Below are 17255 nucleotides of genomic sequence, written 5' to 3' on the forward strand. Positions count from 1 at the left end.
CCTGGAGCGATCCGAAGCGACAGAAATTGACCCCTCACGCCTGAGTGAAGTCAGGACAGGACGTGGCGGAGCTGCTCGATCGCCCAGTCGATCTCGGTCGCCCGGATCGTCAAGGGCGGCGCGATGCGGATCGTCTGCCCGTGGGTGTCCTTGACCAGCACGCCGCGGGCGAGGAGCTTCTCGGCGATCTCGCGACCGCGGCCCGCGGCCGGGTCGATGTCGACGCCCGCCCACAGCCCGGCGACGCGCACCGCGGTCACGCCGTGGCCGACGAGCGACTCGAGCCCCTGGGCGAGGTGCTCGCCGAGTGCCTTCGCGCGGGTTTGGAACTCCCCGGATGCCAGCATCTCGACGACGCGGAGGCCGACGGCCGCCGCCAGCGGGTTACCGCCGAACGTCGAGCCGTGCTCACCGGGGCGGATGACGCCGAGGACGTCCTCGTTCGCGACGACCGCCGACAGCGGCAGGATGCCACCGCCCAGCGCCTTGCCGAGAAGGTAGACGTCGGGCACGACGCCCTCGCGGTCGCACGCGAACGTCTCGCCCACGCGGCCGAGGCCCGACTGGATCTCGTCGGCGATGAACAGCACGTTGTTCTCGGTGCAGATCTCCCGCACCCGGCGGAGGAACCCGTCCGGCGGGATCACGACACCGGCCTCACCCTGGATCGGCTCCAGCAGCACCGCGGCGGTGTTCTCGTCGATCGCCGCGGCGATGGCATCCGCGTCGCCGTAGGGGACGTGCACGAAACCGGGCGCGTACGGACCGAAGTCGTCGTGCGCGGTCGGGTCGTCGCTGAAACCGACGATGGTCGTCGTGCGGCCGTGGAAGTTGCCGTTCGCGACGACGATGGTCGCGGCATCCGGGGCGATGCCCTTCGTCCGGTAACCCCAGGCGCGGGCGACCTTGATGCCGGTCTCCACCGCCTCGGCGCCCGTGTTCATCGGCAGGACGAGGTCTTTGCCGCACAGCTGCGCGAGCGCGGTGGCGAACGGACCGAGCCGGTCGTTGTGGAACGCGCGGCTCGTGAGCGTGAGGCGTTCGAGCTGCTCGCGGGCGGCGGCGAGGATCGCCGGGTGCCCGTGGCCGAAGTTCAGCGCGGAGTAGGCCGACAGCAGGTCGAGGTAGCGCTTGCCCTCGACGTCGGTGACCCAGACGCCCTCGGCGCGCGCGGCGACGACCGGCAGCGGGTGGTAGTTGTGCGCGACGTGCGCGCCCTCGGCGGCGATGAGCTGCGCGCCGAGGTCGTCGACGGTGGTGCTCATCGGGTGCCCCCGCGCAGCTCGAGCGTGCAGCACTTGATGCCGCCGCCGCCGAGCAGCAGCTCGGACAGGTCGACCAGCACGGGCGTGTAGCCGCGCTCGCGTAGCTGCGCCTCGAAGCCCTTCGCGCGCGGGGAGATGATGACGTTCTTGCCGTCGCTGGCGGAGTTCAGGCCGAACACCGCGCCGTCGGCATCCGAGACCCGGATGGCATCGGGGTAGCGCTCGCGAAGGATCGCCTGGCTGCGCTCGTCGAACGCGTTCGGCAGGTACGCGATGTTCGCCTTCTCGACGCCGCCGGGGCCCTCGACGGGGTCGAGCACGGCGATTGCGGTGTCGAGGTGGTAGAACCGCGGGTCGGTGAGGGTCAGCGACACGACCTCGCGCGAGAAGACCTCGCCGACCTCGCGGTGGCTGTCGCCGGTGGACCGGAATCCGGTGCCGGCCAGGATCGTGTTCCCGACGAGCAGGAAGTCGCCCTCGCCCTCGTTGACCTCGACCGGCTCGGCGACCTCGAAGCCGGACGCTGCGAACCAGTCGATGAACGCGGGGGCCTCGTCGGCGCGCTCGCGGAAGCGGAACTTCGGGCCGTACGCGACGCCGTCGATGACGAAGCCGCCGTTGGCCGTGTAGACCATGTCGGGCAGGCCCTCGACGGGATCGATGAGCTCGATCTCGTGGCCGAGCTCGGTGTAGGTGTCGTACAGCGACTGCCACTGCTGCAGGGCGAGGTTCGTGTCGGTGGGGCGCGAGGGCTCCATCCACGGGTTGATGCTGTAGCTCACCGTGAAGTGCTCGGGCCGACACATGAGGTATCGACGGTGCTGCTGGACACGGCCGTTCGTCTCGGACTCGACGGCGGCAGCGGCGGGGGTAGCGGACATCTCTGCTCCTTGGGAGGAAAGGTGCGGCGGAACGCTGTCCTGGGGCCCGGTGGCCCTTCGACCCGGCGGCGCCTGTCGCGCCGTGCGGGGAAAGGTCGGTCCGGGCACGCCGTGGCCATTGTCTCACGCCGGCGCGCGGGGGCGCGAGCGGCCGCGCGGGGTGGCGGAACCTCAGTGATCCGCGCCAGGTCAGTGGCATCCGGCCGAATCCGACTGAGGCTGCGCGGGTCGCTGAGTGTGCGGGGCGGGATGCCGAGGGCCTCAGGCCGCGCGGAACTCCGCCAGCGCCTGGCGCAACTGACGAAGGCGGCGAGCGCGCACGATCTCGGGCAGGACGACCACCACCACAAGGTCGCACACGGCGTGCGCGACGATGGCCGAGATCAGTCCGCCCTCGGCGATGACGAGGACCATCATCGTGAGCCCGAAGAGTGCCGGCATCGGGAGGCTGCGAAACGTCCGATCAGCGTGCGCGACGGCGAAGAGCATCAGCGGCACACCCCAGGCGACGAGCGGGGAGTGCGTGAGGAGCATCAGCAACGCGGGTCCCGACCACCGGTAGACGAGCTCGCTCGAGACCACGATGAGCGGTGCGCCCCAGAGCCCGAAGATCAGTCGTTCGGCGCGACCCGTCGCGGGCCAGACGGGGTCGACGCGCATCCACGTCGACCGCGCGCTCCACGGCCGGAACCTCGCGAGACCCCACCCGACACCGACGACGAGCCCGAGCGGAATCAGGATGCCGAGACCCAGCGCGGGGAGGGGTACGACCGCCCGGGTGGTGGCGATGAGCTCGGCGAACGCATCCGTCGTCTGCGGGCGGGCGATCGCCACCGGGAGCAGGGCGATGCCCAGGGCGCACGGGGGCCAGTTGATCTGCTGCCAGAGTCGCTGACGGCGCGCGTCCCCCAGGTTGGGCCGCAGCCATCTCGTGACGAGAGCGAGAGCGGGCAGCATCAGCAGGGCGATCACGACCTCACCCGTGGGTGCCGTCACGGGCGCACCTCCGCGGCATCCGGACGCGGACCCTCCGGCACGACCAAGCGCTTCAGCAGCTCGCCGACCTGCCGCGACCGCTCGGCGAGCTTGGATTCCGCGTCGGCGACGAGATTCTCCCGGTGGCGGGAGGAGTACACCGTCACCCGCAGGGAAACCATCCATTCGATCGTCGTGTCCACTGCATCCTCCAGTCGGAAGCACAGCGCGAACTCACCTGCTCCCTCGTGCGTCCGCGCGACCTCGACGACCCCATCCGGCGCGACAGCCATCGAGATCGCCGGATCCGCCGCGGACCGACGCGCGAATGCGGTACGTACCCGCGACGGAGGCACGGGCAGTGTCTCGCTCCCCGACGACACGAGCTCCTCCTCGAGACCCGCCTCGTCGAGGACGCCGGCTGCCCGGGCGGCGTCGAGGTGCGCGCGGGTACACGTCACGAGACCGCGACGCCGAACGCCGAGAACGTCGAGCACGAGCATCGCGACGCCGTCGAGCTCGTCGAGGATGCCGAGGAGCAGATGCCCGGTGCTGGCTGCGGCGTCGCCGAACGTGTCCGCGTAGACGCTCGCGTTGCGGACCGCCCGCACCACCGAGGCACTCATCGAACCCCGCGGACCGCGTTCGCCGGAGTGAGCAAGGAGGTGGGCGAAGGCCATGAGATCGATGCCCTCGGCGGCGAGCACGGCGGAGGCGATCGATCCGCGGGACGCGGCGAGCGCGAGCAGGAGCCGACCGGTGTCCACGAAGGAGTCGGGGTCCTCTTCCCCCGCCTCCCACACGACGACCCGCGTCCGCGCGTTGAACGAAGTCCACCTCACGCCGTCCGACAGCCATGCCCCCATGCGAGGGCATGATCCGGCTCCCGCGCGAACGCCGCCGGGCCGCTCCCTCCTCCGGGGCTGAACGCCGGGTGAACGGCCGCTGCCGCCGCAGCCGAATGTCAGCGATCCGCGCCGGGTCAGTGGCATCCACACGGATCCGACTGAGGGTGCGCGGATCACCGACCGGGCACGTCGCACGCCGTCACCGACGCCACCAACGTCGGAGGCCCGTGGGAGAATCGTCGCGATGTCTGCCACCCTCGAGAATTCCGTCGTCCTCGACGAGTCGGCGGGTGTCGTCCGCATCCTCGATCGCCGTGTGTTCCCCGCACGGGTGGAATGGGTGGATGCCGCGACCCCCGACGAGGTCGCTTCGGCGATCCGCGACATGGTGACCCAGAGCTCGGGGCCGCTGTACGCCGCGACCGCCGGCATGGGCCTCGCCGCTCTGCAGGCGAGGGGACTGCCGCTCGGTGAGGCGCGGACGGCGCTCGGTCGCGCGGGCCGCGCTCTGGCCACCGCCCGGCCCACCAACGCGCACCCGCGCGATGCCGTGGCCCGGATCCTCGCGGCCGGACGCGATGCCGACGACACCGACACCCTGGTGTCGATCACGCTCGAGACGGCGGCCGCGGTCGACCGCGACTACCGCGAGGCGAGCCTGCGCCTGGGGCGCGCGACGCTGTCGCTGCTGCCCGAGTCGCCGCGGATCCTCACGCACTGCTGGGCCGACGCGTACCTGTTCGGCCTCGTCGCCGCCGCCCGCGAGGCCGGCCGCGAGATCGAGTGGATCGCGACCGAGACCCGGCCGTACCTGCAGGGCGCGAGGCTCACCGCGCACTCGCTGCGCGAGCTCGACCAGAAGGTCACGCTCATCACCGACGGCATGGCCGCCGCGGCGCTCGCCTCGCCCCGGGGCGTGGGGTCCGGACCGATCGACGCCGTCGTCACCGCCGCAGACCGCGTCGCGCTCGACGGCTCGGTGGTCAACAAGGTGGGCACGCTCGCGCACGCGGCCGCGGCGGCGGCGTTCGGCATCCCGTACTACGCGATGGTCGAAGCCCCCGACCCGAGCGCCCCGACGGGTTCCGACGTCGTGATCGAGGACCGCGACCCGCGCGAGGTGCTCGAGGTGCTCGGGCACCGCACCGCCAGCCCGCTCGTGACCGACGCGTGGTACCCCGCGTTCGACGTCACCCCGCCGCGCCTGGTGACCCGCATCGCGACGAGCCGCGGCACGTTCGCCCCGGCCGACGTCGGCGCCCACTTCACGACCGATCCGGATTCCGAAGCCCCCGCCCCGGCGCTCCGGCGCCGCCGCTCCCCCGCCGAGCCCGCCCCGGTCGCCGCGACCGTGCAACCCGACACCGTCGCCTTCCGCCCCGTGACCGCTTCCCCCGACGAGGACCCCTCATGACCGCCATCTCCGCCGACGTCGTCGTGCTCGACATCGAGGGCACCACCAGTGCCGCCGGCTTCATCCTGGGCGACCTGTACGACTACGCCCGCCCCCGCCTCGACGAGGTGCTCGGGCGCGACGACGACGCCGTGCGCGCCGCCCGCGCCGACGCGATCGCCGAGACCGGGCTGGATGCCGACGCCACCGACGCCGAGGTCGCCGAAGCGCTCCGCGGGCTCATGGCATCCGACGTGAAGTCGACGCCGTTGAAGACACTCCAGGGGATCATCTGGGCCGAGGGCTTCGCCGCGGGCGAGATCCACTCGCAGTTCTTCGAGGACGTGCCGCCGCGCCTCCACGCGTGGCACGAGGCCGGCATCCGGCTCGCGGTGTACTCCTCGGGGTCGGTCGCCTCCCAGGTGCCGTGGTTCCGGCACGCCCCGCAGGGCGACCTGACGCCGCTCGTCGAGGACTTCTTCGACACCGTCAGCGCGGGGCCGAAGAAGGAGTCCGGGTCGTACGACCGCATCGCCGCGGCGCTGGGCGTGGAACCGTCGCACGCGCTGTTCCTCACCGACCACCCCGACGAGGTCGCCGCGGCCCTCGCCGCCGGCTGGCAGGTCGTCGCGCTCGACCGCGCCGGCGAGCCGTGGCACGGAGCCGATTTCGCGTCGCCGTCCGTGTCATCCTTCAACGAGATCGAGCTGTCGCGGTGAGCCTTCCCCTGACCGCACGCGTGCAGGAGGCCGGTGCCGCCCTCGCCGCGGAAGCCTCGCGCTTCTCGGGGTACGGCTGGATGCGCGGCACGTCCGGCAACCTCTCGGTCGTGATCGACCGCGATCCGCTCGTGCTCGCGGTCACGGCATCCGGTCTGGACAAGTCCGAGCTCACCGATCGCGACGTCGTGCTCATCGGTGCCGACGGTGGGGCGCTCGACCCCGACGACCCGCGGCCGCCGTCCGCCGAGGCCGGGCTCCACGCACACATCGCCGCGCGGACCGGAGCGGGCGCGGTGTTCCACGTGCACGCGTTCGACGCGGTCGTCGCGGGGCACCGGTGGCCGGGCGGCGTCGAGATCCGCGACATGGAGATGCTCAAGGGCATCGGCCACCGCGCGCACGACGAGACCGTCACGATCCCCGTGATCGCGAACGACCAGGACATGGCGGTCGAAGCCGCCCGCTTCGACGAGGTCTACGTCCCGGCCACCGCCGAGGTGCCCGAGGTCCCCGCGCTGATCGTCGCGAGCCACGGCATGTACGCCTGGGGCGTCGACATCGCCGCTGCGCGCCGCCACCTCGAGATCGCCGAGTGGCTGCTGCGCTTCACCGTCGCCACGCGCTGAGCGCCATCGTCGGCTGCGCGCCGGCCGGGTCCCCGCGCCGAATGCACACGTTCCGGTCGAGCGCACACGTTGCGGTCGGCCAATGCGTGTGCGTTCGACCGGAACGTGTGACCTCGGCGGGGATGCCACGCCCCCGGCGCCCCGGCGACCCCGGCGTCAGCCGAGCAGCGCGACCGTCTGCGCGGTGAGCGCGCGCGGGTCGGCGTCGTCGAGGCGCGCGGTTCCCAGTGTGCGCGCGGCGCGCAGGACGAAACGCGCCGCGACGGCGCGCTCCGGCTCGGGCAGGGTCTGGATGTCGGCGACCTTGGAGAACCCGACGATGCGGCGGACCGCCTTCGCGGCGCCGTAGATCGCGGCATCCGACCGCACGACCGCGAGCGTGTGCTCGAGCACCTCGTCGCCGTACACGCGCGGGTCGACGCGGTCGGGCCAGCGGCGGCGGAACTCTGTCTCGAACGCGTCGACGAGCTCGACGGGGAGCGCGAGAAGCGTGGCGGCATCGGCGGATCGCCCGAGCACGTGCGCGCGCGCCGCGGCGATCACGAGGTTCGCCCACACGGCACCGAGGTCGAAGCCCGTGGGACCGTACGTGCCGAACTCCGAGTCGAACGCCCGCACCGACTCCCCCTCGGCGCGCACGAACACCGACCCGGTGTGCAGGTCGCCGTGCAGCAGGCTCTGCGTGCTCTCCTGGAACCGCTGCTTGGCCAGGCCGATCTCGCGCACGAACGCCCGGTCGGCGCGCAGCTCCCGCACGTCGTCGTCGTTCGCGGCGAGCCACCCGTTGTGCTCGTGGTCGACGTACGGCTCGGTGAACACCAGGTCTTCGGTGATCTCGCTCAGCTCGGGGTTGGTCGCCGCGGCGATCGCGCGGCGGCGCTCGGGCCCGGGCGTTCCGAAGGCGCTCGTCGCGAAGCCGACGGCCCCGACGTACTCTCCGAGCTGCGCCGCGGCGTACGTGTGCAGCCGACCGGCGTTGAGCTCGCCGCGCCACACCGCGTGGTCGCTGAGGTCCTCGATCGACAGGGCGAGGTTCTCGGCGTCGAAGCCGTGGAACGCCGGCACGTGCACCGGGTCGATCCGCTCGTGCACGCCGAGCACGACGGCCTCGCGCGCCGCCCGCTCGCGCGTCAGCGGCCACGACGGGTCGACGCGCACGTGCGGCAGCGACTGCTTCACGACGACGCCGCTCCCGGCGGCATCCTTCACGATGAAGACGAGGTTCAGGTTGCCGTCGCCGACCTCCTCGACGGACACGATGGATGCCGGATCCACCGGCCCCGCCAGGTGCGGGCGCGCGACGAGGTAGGCGGGGACCGTGGCGACGGTCAGCTGATCGGTGAGGAGGGTCATGATGCGGTGGTGCTCCCGGCGACGATGGTGGTCTTGCGACGGCGGAACGTGAAGCTGAACAGCAGGGCCACGAGCAGCACGAGGCCCTTCCCGAAGTCCTGGATGTAGTACGGCAGGCCCATCATCGAGAACCCGGTGACCATCACGGCCACGAGCACCGCCCCGAGGGCCGTGCCCCACGCGTTCGGACGCCCGATGCCCAGCACCGACACGCCCACGAGCGCGACGGCCACGGCATCCAGCAGCAGGCTGTTGCCCGCCGAGACGTCGCCCTGCCCGATGCGGGCGGCGAGGACGAGACCGGCGATGGATGCCAGGATGCCGCAGCCGATGTACGCCGCGGCGCGGTAGGCGCGGACGCGGACGCCGGCGAGGCGCGCGGCTTCGGGGTTCGACCCCACGGCGGCGAGCGCACGGCCCCAGCGGGTGCGGTCGAGGACGAACCACAGCACGACCGTGAGTCCGAGGAAGAGCACGACCGGCACCGAGAGGGGGCCGATGAACCCGCGGTCGAACCACAGGAAGTCGGGCGTGAACCGCCCGGGAGCGGTGGTGCCGTCGTCGAGGGTCATCTGCGACGAGATGGACTTGCCGTCGACGATGATGAGCTTGAGTCCCACGACGGTGAACATCGTCGCGAGCGTCGCCAGCAGGTCGGGGATGCGCGCGAACACGATGAGCGCGGCGTTGACCGCGCCGATGAGCGCACCCGAGAGCAGCACGACGCCGACCGCGATCCCGCCGACCTGATTGCCGATGACCATCGTCCAGGCGGCGATCGACACCGCGAATCCGGCGTTCGCGCCGACCGACAGGTCGAGGCCGCCGACGGTCATCGCGAGCGTCACGCCGAGACCGGCGATGCCGATCGGGGCGATGTACTTCAGCATCCCCACGATGTTCTCGGGCGTCGCGAACGCGGGCTGGGTCACGGCGAAGAACGCGATGAGCAGCACGGTGACGGCGACGAAGCCCCACTTCGCGATGGCATCCACGATCCGGGATCCGGCACTCGGTCGCGCGGGAGCGAGAGCGGTGGTCATGCGGTTTCCTTCCGGTGGCCGGGGTCGTCGAGCAGGGCGGCGACGATGCGCGCGCGGTCGAGGACTCCGGCGGGGGTGTCCAGGACGATGCGCCCCGAGACGAGGACGACGATGCGGTCGGCGACGTCGAGGATCTCGTCGACGTCGCTGGAGAGCACGAGCACGGCGGCGCCCTCGGCCGCGCGGTCGCGGGCGGCGTCGCCGATGCGGCGGCGCGCCCCGATGTCGACGCCGCGGAACGGCTCGTCGAGCACGGCGAGCCGCGGGCCCGTGCGCAACCACCGCCCCACGACGACCTTCTGCTGGTTGCCGCCGGACAGGTCGTCGACGCGGGTGTCCGCGGAGGGCGCGACGACGCCGTACGCGTCGATCACGTCGTCGGCGGCCGCGCGCTCGCGCGCCGGCGAGACGACGCCCCACCGCGAGATCTGCCGCAGCACCGGGAGCCCGACGGTGCGGCCGATCGACCAGCCGGGCTGGATGCCCTGCCGCTGACGATCCTCGGGCACGAGCACGACCCCGGCGTCCTTGGCCGCCGCGGGCGACGCGGGGCGGTAGGGCGCGCCGTCGAGTCGCAGGCGGGCGGTGCCCGCGGGGCGCACCCCGGCGACGATCTCGGCGAGTTCGGTCTTGCCGGCCCCGAGCAGACCCAGGATGCCGGTCACCTGGCCCGCGGCGACCGACAGGGCCAGCGGTGCCGCCCCGGGCAGGAGGACCGCGTCGTCGACGGCGAGCACCTCGGCGTGCGCGGGGAGCGGGTCGGTGATGTGCTGCTGCAGTTCGGTCGGGATGCCGAGCATCGCCTCCAGGGCCGCCTGCCAGTCGAACGGACGGAGGGCTTCGAGCTCGAGGCGTCCGTCGCGGAGGACGACGATGCGATCGGCGAGTCGCTCGATCTCACCGAAACGATGGCTGACGAACAGGATCGACAGGCCCTCGTCGCGCAGCACCCGCAGCACGGCGAACAGGCGATCCGCCTCCGCGGCCGTCAACGCCGACGTCGGCTCGTCGAGGATCAGCAGGCGCGGGGTGGACCGCAGGGCGCGGGCGAGCACGAGCAGCTGGGCGTCGGATGTGCCCAGGCGCGCGGCATCCGCCCGCAGGACCTCGTCGGACCACGACAGCCCCAGGCGCTCGAGCGCCGCACGGGCGACGCGCTCCGCCTCCGCCCGGCGCACGAGACGGTGCCCGCCCGTCGCGAGATCCGTGAGGGCGAGGTTGTCGGCGACGCTCAGGCCGGGCACGATGCCGTCGGCGATCCGCTGGTGGACGGTCTCGATCCCGGCGCGACGGGCGCGGGCCGGCGAAGTCAGACGGACGTCGTTGCCCGCGACCGCGATCTCGCCCGTGTACCCGGCATTGGCCCCCGAGATCGCCCCGATCAGCGTGGACTTGCCCGCACCGTTGGTGCCGAGGAGCGCGGTGATGCTGCCGGGGAACAGATCCAGCGACACGTCGCGGAGCACCTGGTTGGTGCCGAACCGCACGCCGACGCCGCCCAGGCGGACGACGGGGGCGTCGTTCACCTGGGCGGCGTGAGAGAGCGGAAACGTCATCCGGAGACGGCGGGCAGCCAGTCGGCGACCACCGTGTCGTTCAGCAGCAGCGACGGCTCGGCCTCGCGCAGCTGGGCGACGTTGGTGATGCCCTTCTCGATGAGGAAGTCGCGCGTGATGGTGACGGCGGGGAACTGGACGGTGTCCTCGGTGAGCTGGCCGGCCAGCTTCAGCGCGAGAGCGCGCACGACACCGGCGCCCACGGCCGACGGGTCGGTCGCGCTCGTGGCGACCCACGGGCTGCCGTCGGCGGTGATGACCTCGATGTCGGCGTTGGAGATGTCGATGCCGTAGACCTTGACCTTGTCCTGCAGGTTGTTCTGCAGCACCGCCTGGACGACACCCTTGGTGATCTCGTCGTACGGGGCGAAGATCGCCTGCACGCCCGGGTTCGCCTTGAGGGCCGCGTCGACGAGAGGGATGTTGTCGGTCGCGGTCGACTCGGTGACCTTGCCGGTGAAGAAGAGCTGGTCGAGACCGTTCTTCGCGACGACCTCGTCCCACACCTTCTTGCGGCGGTCCAGGGGAGCGAAGCCCTCGGCGCTGACGAGGCCCACCTTCGCGGCCTCGCCGTTGTCCTTCACGAGCTGGTCGAGGACGCCCTGCGCCATCGACGCGTCCGACTGCGAGGTCACGACGACCCCGTCGGTGTCCTCGAGCGCCAGGTCGTACACGATGACCGGGATGCCGGCATCCACTGCCTCGCGCACGCGCGGCTCGATCGTGTCGGTCTGACCGTGGTCGACGATGATCGCGTCGGGCTTGGCGGCGATCGCCTGCTCGAGGTCGGAGGCCTGCTTGGCGTTGTCGTTGCGGGCGTCGTAGACGGTGAGGTCGATGTTGACCGCGGCGGCCTGCGCCTTGGCGCCGGCGGTCCACGCCGTGAAGAAGTCGCCGGCGCCGGACTGCTGCACGAGGGCGACCTTGAGCGGCTCGCCGTCGAACGGGGCCGGGAGGTTCTCGGCCTTCTGCACGGGGGCGGACGAGGCGGCGGGAGCAGCGGTGTTCTGCTGCGCGCAGCCGGTGAGGGCGAGGGCGGCGATACCGGCGGTGGCGACGAGGGTCGCCCAACGGTGGGAGCGAACGGACACGGGGTCCCCTTCGAAAGGAGTCGGGTGCGGGAAGCCGCGCGAGTGCTGTGGGGCGACGGCCGTCGAGCAGTCAAGCAGGGCAGTCCGTCCCGGACGGTCCGAGGTTGCGGTTTGTTACGGGTCACATCCGCGCGAACGCCCCGGGCCCGGGCCGCGGGCGAGACAATCGACACGTCCCGACCGCATCCGTCCGAGAGGAGGAGCCATGACGCTCCTGACCGTCTGGAAAGAGACCGACCCGACCAGCCCCGTCCTCGAGACGACCGACGAGGACGAGATCCGCGCGGCCCTCGCCGAGCTCGGCGCCCGATTCTCCCGCTGGGACGTGCACGAGATCGCCTCCGACGCCGCCCTCGACGACGTGCTCGCGCTCTACGCCGACCAGGTCGAGAAGGTGAAGCAGGACGAGGGCTACACGCTCGTCGACATCGTGGGCCTCTCGCCCGCGCAGGACAACTATGACGAGGTCAAGGTCGCCTCGCGCGAGCGCTTCCTGTCGGAGCACCGTCACGACGACGACGAGGACCGCTTCTTCGCCAAGGGCGCCGGCGTCTTCTACCTGCACGTGAACGAGAAGGTGCACGCCCTCTACTGCGAGGCGGGCGACCTCGTCTCCGTGCCGGCGAACACCACGCACTGGTTCGACATGGGCACGACCCCCGAGTTCGTCAGCATCCGCTTCTTCCACGACGACGACGGCTGGGTCGGCCACTTCACCGGCAACCCGATCGCCGAGACGTTCGCGACGTTCGACGAGCTGCACGCGCGCCGGGCGCAGTTGGCCTGACGCTTCTTCGTCGCAGAGACGCCCCTGCCTCGCGTGAGTCCGCGAGGCAGGGGCGTTCTCGTCAGCGTCAGCCGACGCGGCGGAGTGCCAGCGCGGCCCACGCGATCGGAGGCAGGGTCGCGCGCAGGATGCCGTCCTCGATCCGCGCGCCCTCGAGCGCGCGCGGCTGCACGCGGTCGGGGTGCTCGAGGGTGTTGCCGGCGTACGGGTCGTCGTCGTGCAGCAGGTGCGTCTCGACCAGTTCGACGTTCCCGAAGCCCGTGACGTCGATCGCGACCTCGACCGCCTCGTGCCGTCCGCGGTGGACCAGGAAGACCGCGGCCTCCCCCGTCTCGGAATCGTGGGTCGCGACGGCATCCACCGCCGGAACCGTGCCGTGCTTCGCCGTGTCGATCGTGCCCGCCTCGATCTGCACGCGCAGGGCCTCGCCGCGCGCGAGACGGGACGTGATCGAGAACGGGTAGAACGTCGTCTGCCGCCAGGCGGGTCCGCCGGGCTCGGTCATGATCGGCGCGATCACGTTCACCAGCTGAGCGAGAGACGCGGATGCCACACGGTCGGCGTGCGTGAGCAGCGAGATCATCAGGCTGCCGAAGACGACGGCATCCACCGCCGAATACACGTCCTCGAGGAGCCGCGGAGCGACGGGCCAGTTGTCGATCCCGCTGAGCTGATCGACGTCGTGGAAGCGCGTCTGGTACCAGATGTTCCACTCGTCGAACGAGATGTCGATCCTCTTGTCGCTGCCTCGGACCGCGCCGACGTGGTCGGCGGTCGCGACGACGGCCTCGATGAACCGGTCGGTGTCGACCGACGACGCCAGGAACGAGTCGATGTCGCCGTCGTGCTCCTGGTAGTAGGCGTGGCACGAGATCATGTCGACCTCGTCGTACGTGTGCGTGAGCACGACGCGCTCCCACTCGCCGAACGTCGGCATCTGGGCGCCGGACGACCCGCACACCACGAGCTCGATGGACGGGTCGAGCTGGCGCATGCCCTTGGCCGTCTGCGCGGCGATCTTGCCGTAGTCGTCGGCGGAGCGGTGGCCGAGCTGCCACGGCCCGTCCATCTCGTTGCCGAGGCACCACACGCGCACGTCGAACGGCGCCGCGCGTCCGTTGTCGATGCGCTGCTGCGACAGGGCCGTGCCCCCGGGGAGGTTGCTGTACTCGAGGAGGTCGATCGCCTCGAGCGTCCCGCGCGTGCCGAGGTTCACCGCGAGCATCAGCTCGCTGCCGGCCTTCTCGAGCCAGTCGGAGAATTCGTGCAGCCCGACCTCGTTCGTCTCGGTGGAGTGCCACGCGAGGTCGAGGCGACGCGGACGCTGCTCGCGCGGGCCGACGCTGTCCTCCCATCGGAACCCCGAGACGAAGTTGCCTCCGGGGTACCGGATCATGCTCACCCCCAGCTCGCGCACGAGCTCGAGGACGTCGCGGCGGAACCCCTGATCGTCGGCCTCGGGGTGGCCGGGTTCGTAGATGCCGTCATAGACGTGGCGTCCGAGGTGCTCGACGAAGCCGCCGAAGAGGCGGCGCCGCACGGCTCCGATGGGGAAGCGGGGGTCGACGGTCAGGCGTGCGGTGGTCATCGTGCTCCTCGGGATGCGTGTGCGGCGAATCGGTCGGCGACCGGGTTACGCCGGCGCGCCAGGGTGGTCGGGGTCTCCACGAGGTCGTGGAGGCCCATGGTCAGAAGGTGCGCGGAGCGGGGCAGATCGCTGTGGCGATACGTCCACTCGTACATGTCGAACAGCGGCCACCATGTGTACCCGACGACATCGACGCCCTCGGTGCGGAGGCCCTCGACCGCGGCGACGGAGGCGTCGAGCCACGCCAGCCGCGTGGGCACGTCGTCGGTGACGCAGGTCTCGGCGAGCATGACCGGCGCGCCGTAGCGGTTCGCATAGGTGCGCAGCATCTCGACCATTCCGTCGGTGCCGTCGTCGCGCGTGGGGCGCGGGTCGGCGAAGCCGCCCCCGTGATGGATGCCGGCCTCGAACAGCTCCGTCGAGTGCCGTGGGTAGTAGTTCACGCCCATCACGTCCGGCTGCACCGCGTTGTCGTGGAACCACGCGAGCTCGCCGTCGCCGACGCCGTGGGCGCGCAGCAGCGGGAGGAGCGGATGCCCGTCGCCCACGCGGCCCGTCACGAGGTCTTCCACGAGGAACGCCTGGTGCGCGTAGCGGTGGGCCGTCTCGCGGTGCTCAGGAGCGTCGACGTCGCCCGCGTAGCGCATGGAGGCGTCCACGTGCACGAACGTCGCCGTCTCACCGAGGACGTCGGCGACGGCGCGCTGCGTGTCGACGAAACCGCGCGCGATGGCGGTCGCGATCTCGACGAGTCCGGCCTCGCCGGTACGGTACGGGGGCCAGTACCCGTACTCGCCGCTGAACAGCGAGTGCAGCATGGGCTCGTTGACCGGGGTGTAGTCGGTGGCGAGCCCGCGGTAGCGCTCGGCGGCGCGGGCGGCGTATTCCGCGACGAACGACGCGTAGTCGGGGTGGGCGAACTCCCCCTCGATCCAGGCCGGCGTGCCGTAGTGCAGAAGATCGACGATCGGGCGCAGGCCCCGCTCGGCGAAGCCCTCGAGCACGCGGTCGGTCCACGACCAGTCCCACCGGCCGCGCTCGGGTGAGACCACGTGCCACGGGATCCCCCACCGCAGGAACTCCGCGTCGACGGACACCGCGAGGTCGAGGTCGTCGCTCCACTGCTCGTAGTGCTCGGTGAGGGCGTACTCGTCGATCGCGCGCTCCCCCGGCCGTTCCTGCGGCACGAAGGTGTTCTCGATCCCCGCACCGAAGTGCAGGCGTCCATCGCGGTACCAGGGGGTGTTCGGCATCCATTCCTCGTTCATTTCAGGCCCGACGTTCCGACGCTCTCGACGAAGCGTCTCTGGATCAGCAGGAACAGGATCGCGAGCGGCAGCAGGGCGATCAGGGAGCCCGCCATCATCACGCCCTGCGGGATGATCCCGCCCGGTCCGGTGAGCAGCGTGAGGCCCGACGTGACCGTGCCCATCTCGGACTGGGTGGTGAAGACGAGCGGCCACAGCAGGTCGTTCCAGTTGTTCACGAACGTGAAGATGCCGAGCGTGAGCAGGGCCGGCACGGCGTTGGGAAGCACGATGCTGCGGAAGATCCGGAACTCGCTCGCCCCGTCGATGCGCGCCGCGTTGTCGAGATCGCGCGGCAGCGACAGGAAGAACTGGCGGAGGAAGAAGATGCCGAACGCATCGGCGGCGCGGGGTGCGATCAGTCCGGCGTAGGAATTCACCCAGCCGAGGTCGGACACCAACTGGTAGATCGGGATGAGCGTCGCCTGGAACGGGATCATGAGGCTCGCGATGATCGCGATGAGCAGCACGCGACTGCCTCGGAAGTCCAACCGCGCCAGCGCGTACGCCGCGAGCGAGTCGAACACCAGCGCGAAGGCCGTGACGCCGCCGGCGAAGATGAAGCTGTTGAGGATCAGCCGCGCGAACGGCAGGTCGGTGAAGATCCGCGCGAAGTTGTCGAGCGTCCACTGCCCCGGCAGCAACGTCGGCGGGTAGGCGTTGACCTCCGCGATCGGCTTGAAGGCCGTGAAGACGATGATGAGGATCGGCAGCATCAGCGCCAGCGTCGCGATGCCGACGACGACGAGCAGCGCGATCGACACGAGGGTGCGGCGACGGGCCTGAGGCGAACGTCGGCGGGACGGACGGGGGGATGCCGTGGCGGCGGGCGCGGGGGCGAGGGCGGTCATGCGGCATCCTTCTCTCGACGCGAGAAGAAGAGGAACTGGGCGAGGCTCAGCACGAGGGTGATGAGCAGGAGCACGTACGACAGCGCGGACGCGAATCCGAGGTCGAGCTTGCGGAAGCCCGACTGGTAGATCTCCATGACGATGGTCTGGGTGCTGCCGTAGGGGCCGCCGCCGGTCATCACGTAGATCTGATCGAAGGCCTGCAGTGCGGCGATGAGCGCGACGATGACCACGAATCCCAGGGTGTTGGAGAGCATCGGCAGGGTGATGCTCCAGAACCGCTGGAGAGCCGACGCCCCGTCCACACGCGCTGCTTCATAGAGGCTGGTCGGGATGTCCTGGAGGCCCGCGAGGAAGATCACCATGTAGAAGCCGAAGCTCTTCCAGACGGCGACGAGGACGACGGCGGGCATCGCGAGGTTCGGATCCTGCAGGACGTTTCCGAGCTGGATGCCGACCGCCCGCAACCAGTAGTTGAGCAGGCCCACCTGCGGGTCCAGCAGGTACGACCACGCGAACGCGGCGACGGCGAGCGACACGATGAACGGCGTGAACAGGGCGGTACGGAAGAGTCCGCGCAACGGGAGCAGCGGGTTGTTCAGCAGCAGAGCGAACCCCAGCGCGAGAGCGATCGCCGCGGGGGTGAACAGCACGGCGTAGACGGCGGTGTTGCCCATGGCCCGGAGGATGTCGCCGTCGGTGAAGACGCGGACGTAGTTGTCGAGGCCGACGAACTTCTCGCGCCCGAACCCGCTCGCGTCGGTGAAGGACAGACGGAGGGCCGAGATCATCGGCCAGGCGACGAAGACCGTGAGGATGACGATCGCCGGGGTGAGGAAGGCGATCACCGTGAGTCGGTGACGGGGGCTGTGGCGGAGCGGTCCGCGGCCACCGAGGGGAGCCGGCGGCCGGTACGCACCGGGGCGGCGGGTCCGCGCTCCCGGGGCTTGCGTGGTCATGGGAATTCCT

Annotated in this window: 16 protein-coding genes; 4 read left to right on the forward strand and 12 right to left on the reverse strand. The window is 71.2% G+C overall.

Going from position 1 to position 17255, the window contains the following annotated elements; translation table 11 throughout:
- Nucleotides 1-50: 50 nt before the first annotated feature.
- The 4 genes from rocD to P8R59_RS03795 all read right to left on the reverse strand — a co-directional run bounded on the left by rocD (nucleotide 51) and on the right by P8R59_RS03795 (nucleotide 3963).
- Complete coding sequence (gene rocD / locus P8R59_RS03780) at nucleotides 51-1265, reverse strand: ornithine--oxo-acid transaminase (protein ID WP_278102793.1); 1215 nt, start codon at nucleotides 1263-1265, stop codon at nucleotides 51-53.
- Nucleotides 1262-2146 carry a dimethylargininase gene (gene ddaH / locus P8R59_RS03785; RefSeq protein ID WP_077049737.1) on the reverse strand — a complete coding sequence of 295 codons (885 nt, stop codon included), beginning with the start codon at nucleotides 2144-2146 and terminating at the stop codon, nucleotides 1262-1264. The genes rocD and ddaH overlap by 4 nt, the downstream gene beginning before the upstream one ends.
- A gap of 261 nt (nucleotides 2147-2407) precedes the next feature.
- A complete protein-coding gene (locus P8R59_RS03790; protein WP_278102794.1) occupies nucleotides 2408-3142 on the reverse strand; it encodes a CPBP family glutamic-type intramembrane protease in 735 nt (244 codons plus the stop codon).
- On the reverse strand, nucleotides 3139-3963 hold the full coding sequence (locus P8R59_RS03795) for a Clp protease N-terminal domain-containing protein (protein WP_278102795.1): 825 nt from the start codon (nucleotides 3961-3963) through the stop codon (nucleotides 3139-3141). Before P8R59_RS03795 ends, P8R59_RS03790 begins: the two co-directional genes overlap by 4 nt.
- 250 nt (nucleotides 3964-4213) lie before the next feature.
- Here P8R59_RS03795 and P8R59_RS03800 point away from each other — a divergent pair, with 250 nt between their 5' ends.
- Genes P8R59_RS03800 through mtnB form a run of 3 tightly spaced genes read left to right on the forward strand, consistent with a single transcriptional unit; the run spans nucleotide 4214 to nucleotide 6710 of the window.
- Complete coding sequence (locus tag P8R59_RS03800) at nucleotides 4214-5383, forward strand: hypothetical protein (protein ID WP_278102796.1); 1170 nt, start codon at nucleotides 4214-4216, stop codon at nucleotides 5381-5383.
- Entirely contained in the window at nucleotides 5380-6081 is a 702-nt protein-coding gene (gene mtnC, locus P8R59_RS03805; protein WP_278102797.1) for an acireductone synthase, read from the forward strand. Before P8R59_RS03800 ends, mtnC begins: the two co-directional genes overlap by 4 nt.
- Nucleotides 6078-6710 (forward strand): methylthioribulose 1-phosphate dehydratase, encoded by a 633-nt coding sequence (gene mtnB, locus P8R59_RS03810; RefSeq protein WP_278102798.1) that lies wholly within the window; start codon nucleotides 6078-6080, stop codon nucleotides 6708-6710. The genes mtnC and mtnB overlap by 4 nt, the downstream gene beginning before the upstream one ends.
- A 156-nt stretch (nucleotides 6711-6866) precedes the next feature.
- Here mtnB and mtnK read toward each other — a convergent pair whose 3' ends face one another.
- The 4 genes from mtnK to P8R59_RS03830 are packed head-to-tail and all read right to left on the reverse strand — an operon-like array spanning nucleotide 6867 to nucleotide 11753.
- Entirely contained in the window at nucleotides 6867-8063 is a 1197-nt protein-coding gene (gene mtnK / locus P8R59_RS03815) for an S-methyl-5-thioribose kinase (RefSeq protein ID WP_278102799.1), read from the reverse strand.
- Nucleotides 8060-9106 carry an ABC transporter permease gene (locus P8R59_RS03820; RefSeq protein WP_077049743.1) on the reverse strand — a complete coding sequence of 349 codons (1047 nt, stop codon included), beginning with the start codon at nucleotides 9104-9106 and terminating at the stop codon, nucleotides 8060-8062. Before P8R59_RS03820 ends, mtnK begins: the two co-directional genes overlap by 4 nt.
- Nucleotides 9103-10632, reverse strand: coding sequence for a sugar ABC transporter ATP-binding protein (locus P8R59_RS03825; protein WP_278102800.1), 1530 nt, complete (start codon nucleotides 10630-10632; stop codon nucleotides 9103-9105). Before P8R59_RS03825 ends, P8R59_RS03820 begins: the two co-directional genes overlap by 4 nt.
- A 26-nt stretch (nucleotides 10633-10658) precedes the next feature.
- The gene (locus P8R59_RS03830; protein WP_278102801.1) at nucleotides 10659-11753 is read right to left on the reverse strand and encodes a substrate-binding domain-containing protein; all 1095 of its coding nucleotides are present in this window, start codon (nucleotides 11751-11753) and stop codon (nucleotides 10659-10661) included.
- Nucleotides 11754-11958: 205 nt separating this feature from the next.
- On the opposite strand from P8R59_RS03830, the gene P8R59_RS03835 reads away from it, so the two are divergent.
- Nucleotides 11959-12540 (forward strand): 1,2-dihydroxy-3-keto-5-methylthiopentene dioxygenase, encoded by a 582-nt coding sequence (locus P8R59_RS03835; protein ID WP_278102802.1) that lies wholly within the window; start codon nucleotides 11959-11961, stop codon nucleotides 12538-12540.
- Nucleotides 12541-12607: 67 nt separating this feature from the next.
- Here the strand turns inward: P8R59_RS03835 and P8R59_RS03840 are convergent, their stop codons facing one another.
- The 4 genes from P8R59_RS03840 to P8R59_RS03855 are packed head-to-tail and all read right to left on the reverse strand — an operon-like array spanning nucleotide 12608 to nucleotide 17245.
- Nucleotides 12608-14128, reverse strand: a complete 1521-nt coding sequence (locus P8R59_RS03840) for an alpha-N-arabinofuranosidase (protein WP_278102803.1) — start codon at nucleotides 14126-14128, stop codon at nucleotides 12608-12610.
- A complete protein-coding gene (locus P8R59_RS03845; RefSeq protein ID WP_278102804.1) occupies nucleotides 14125-15381 on the reverse strand; it encodes a family 1 glycosylhydrolase in 1257 nt (418 codons plus the stop codon). The genes P8R59_RS03840 and P8R59_RS03845 overlap by 4 nt, the downstream gene beginning before the upstream one ends.
- A gap of 11 nt (nucleotides 15382-15392) precedes the next feature.
- Nucleotides 15393-16286, reverse strand: coding sequence for a carbohydrate ABC transporter permease (locus P8R59_RS03850; protein WP_278102805.1), 894 nt, complete (start codon nucleotides 16284-16286; stop codon nucleotides 15393-15395).
- Entirely contained in the window at nucleotides 16283-17245 is a 963-nt protein-coding gene (locus tag P8R59_RS03855) for a carbohydrate ABC transporter permease (RefSeq protein ID WP_278102806.1), read from the reverse strand. Before P8R59_RS03855 ends, P8R59_RS03850 begins: the two co-directional genes overlap by 4 nt.
- Between the last annotated feature and the right edge of the window lie 10 nt (nucleotides 17246-17255).

Origin of the sequence: Microbacterium proteolyticum, assembly GCF_029639405.1 — a bacterium.
In the GTDB taxonomy this organism is placed as follows: Bacteria; Actinomycetota; Actinomycetes; order Actinomycetales; family Microbacteriaceae; genus Microbacterium.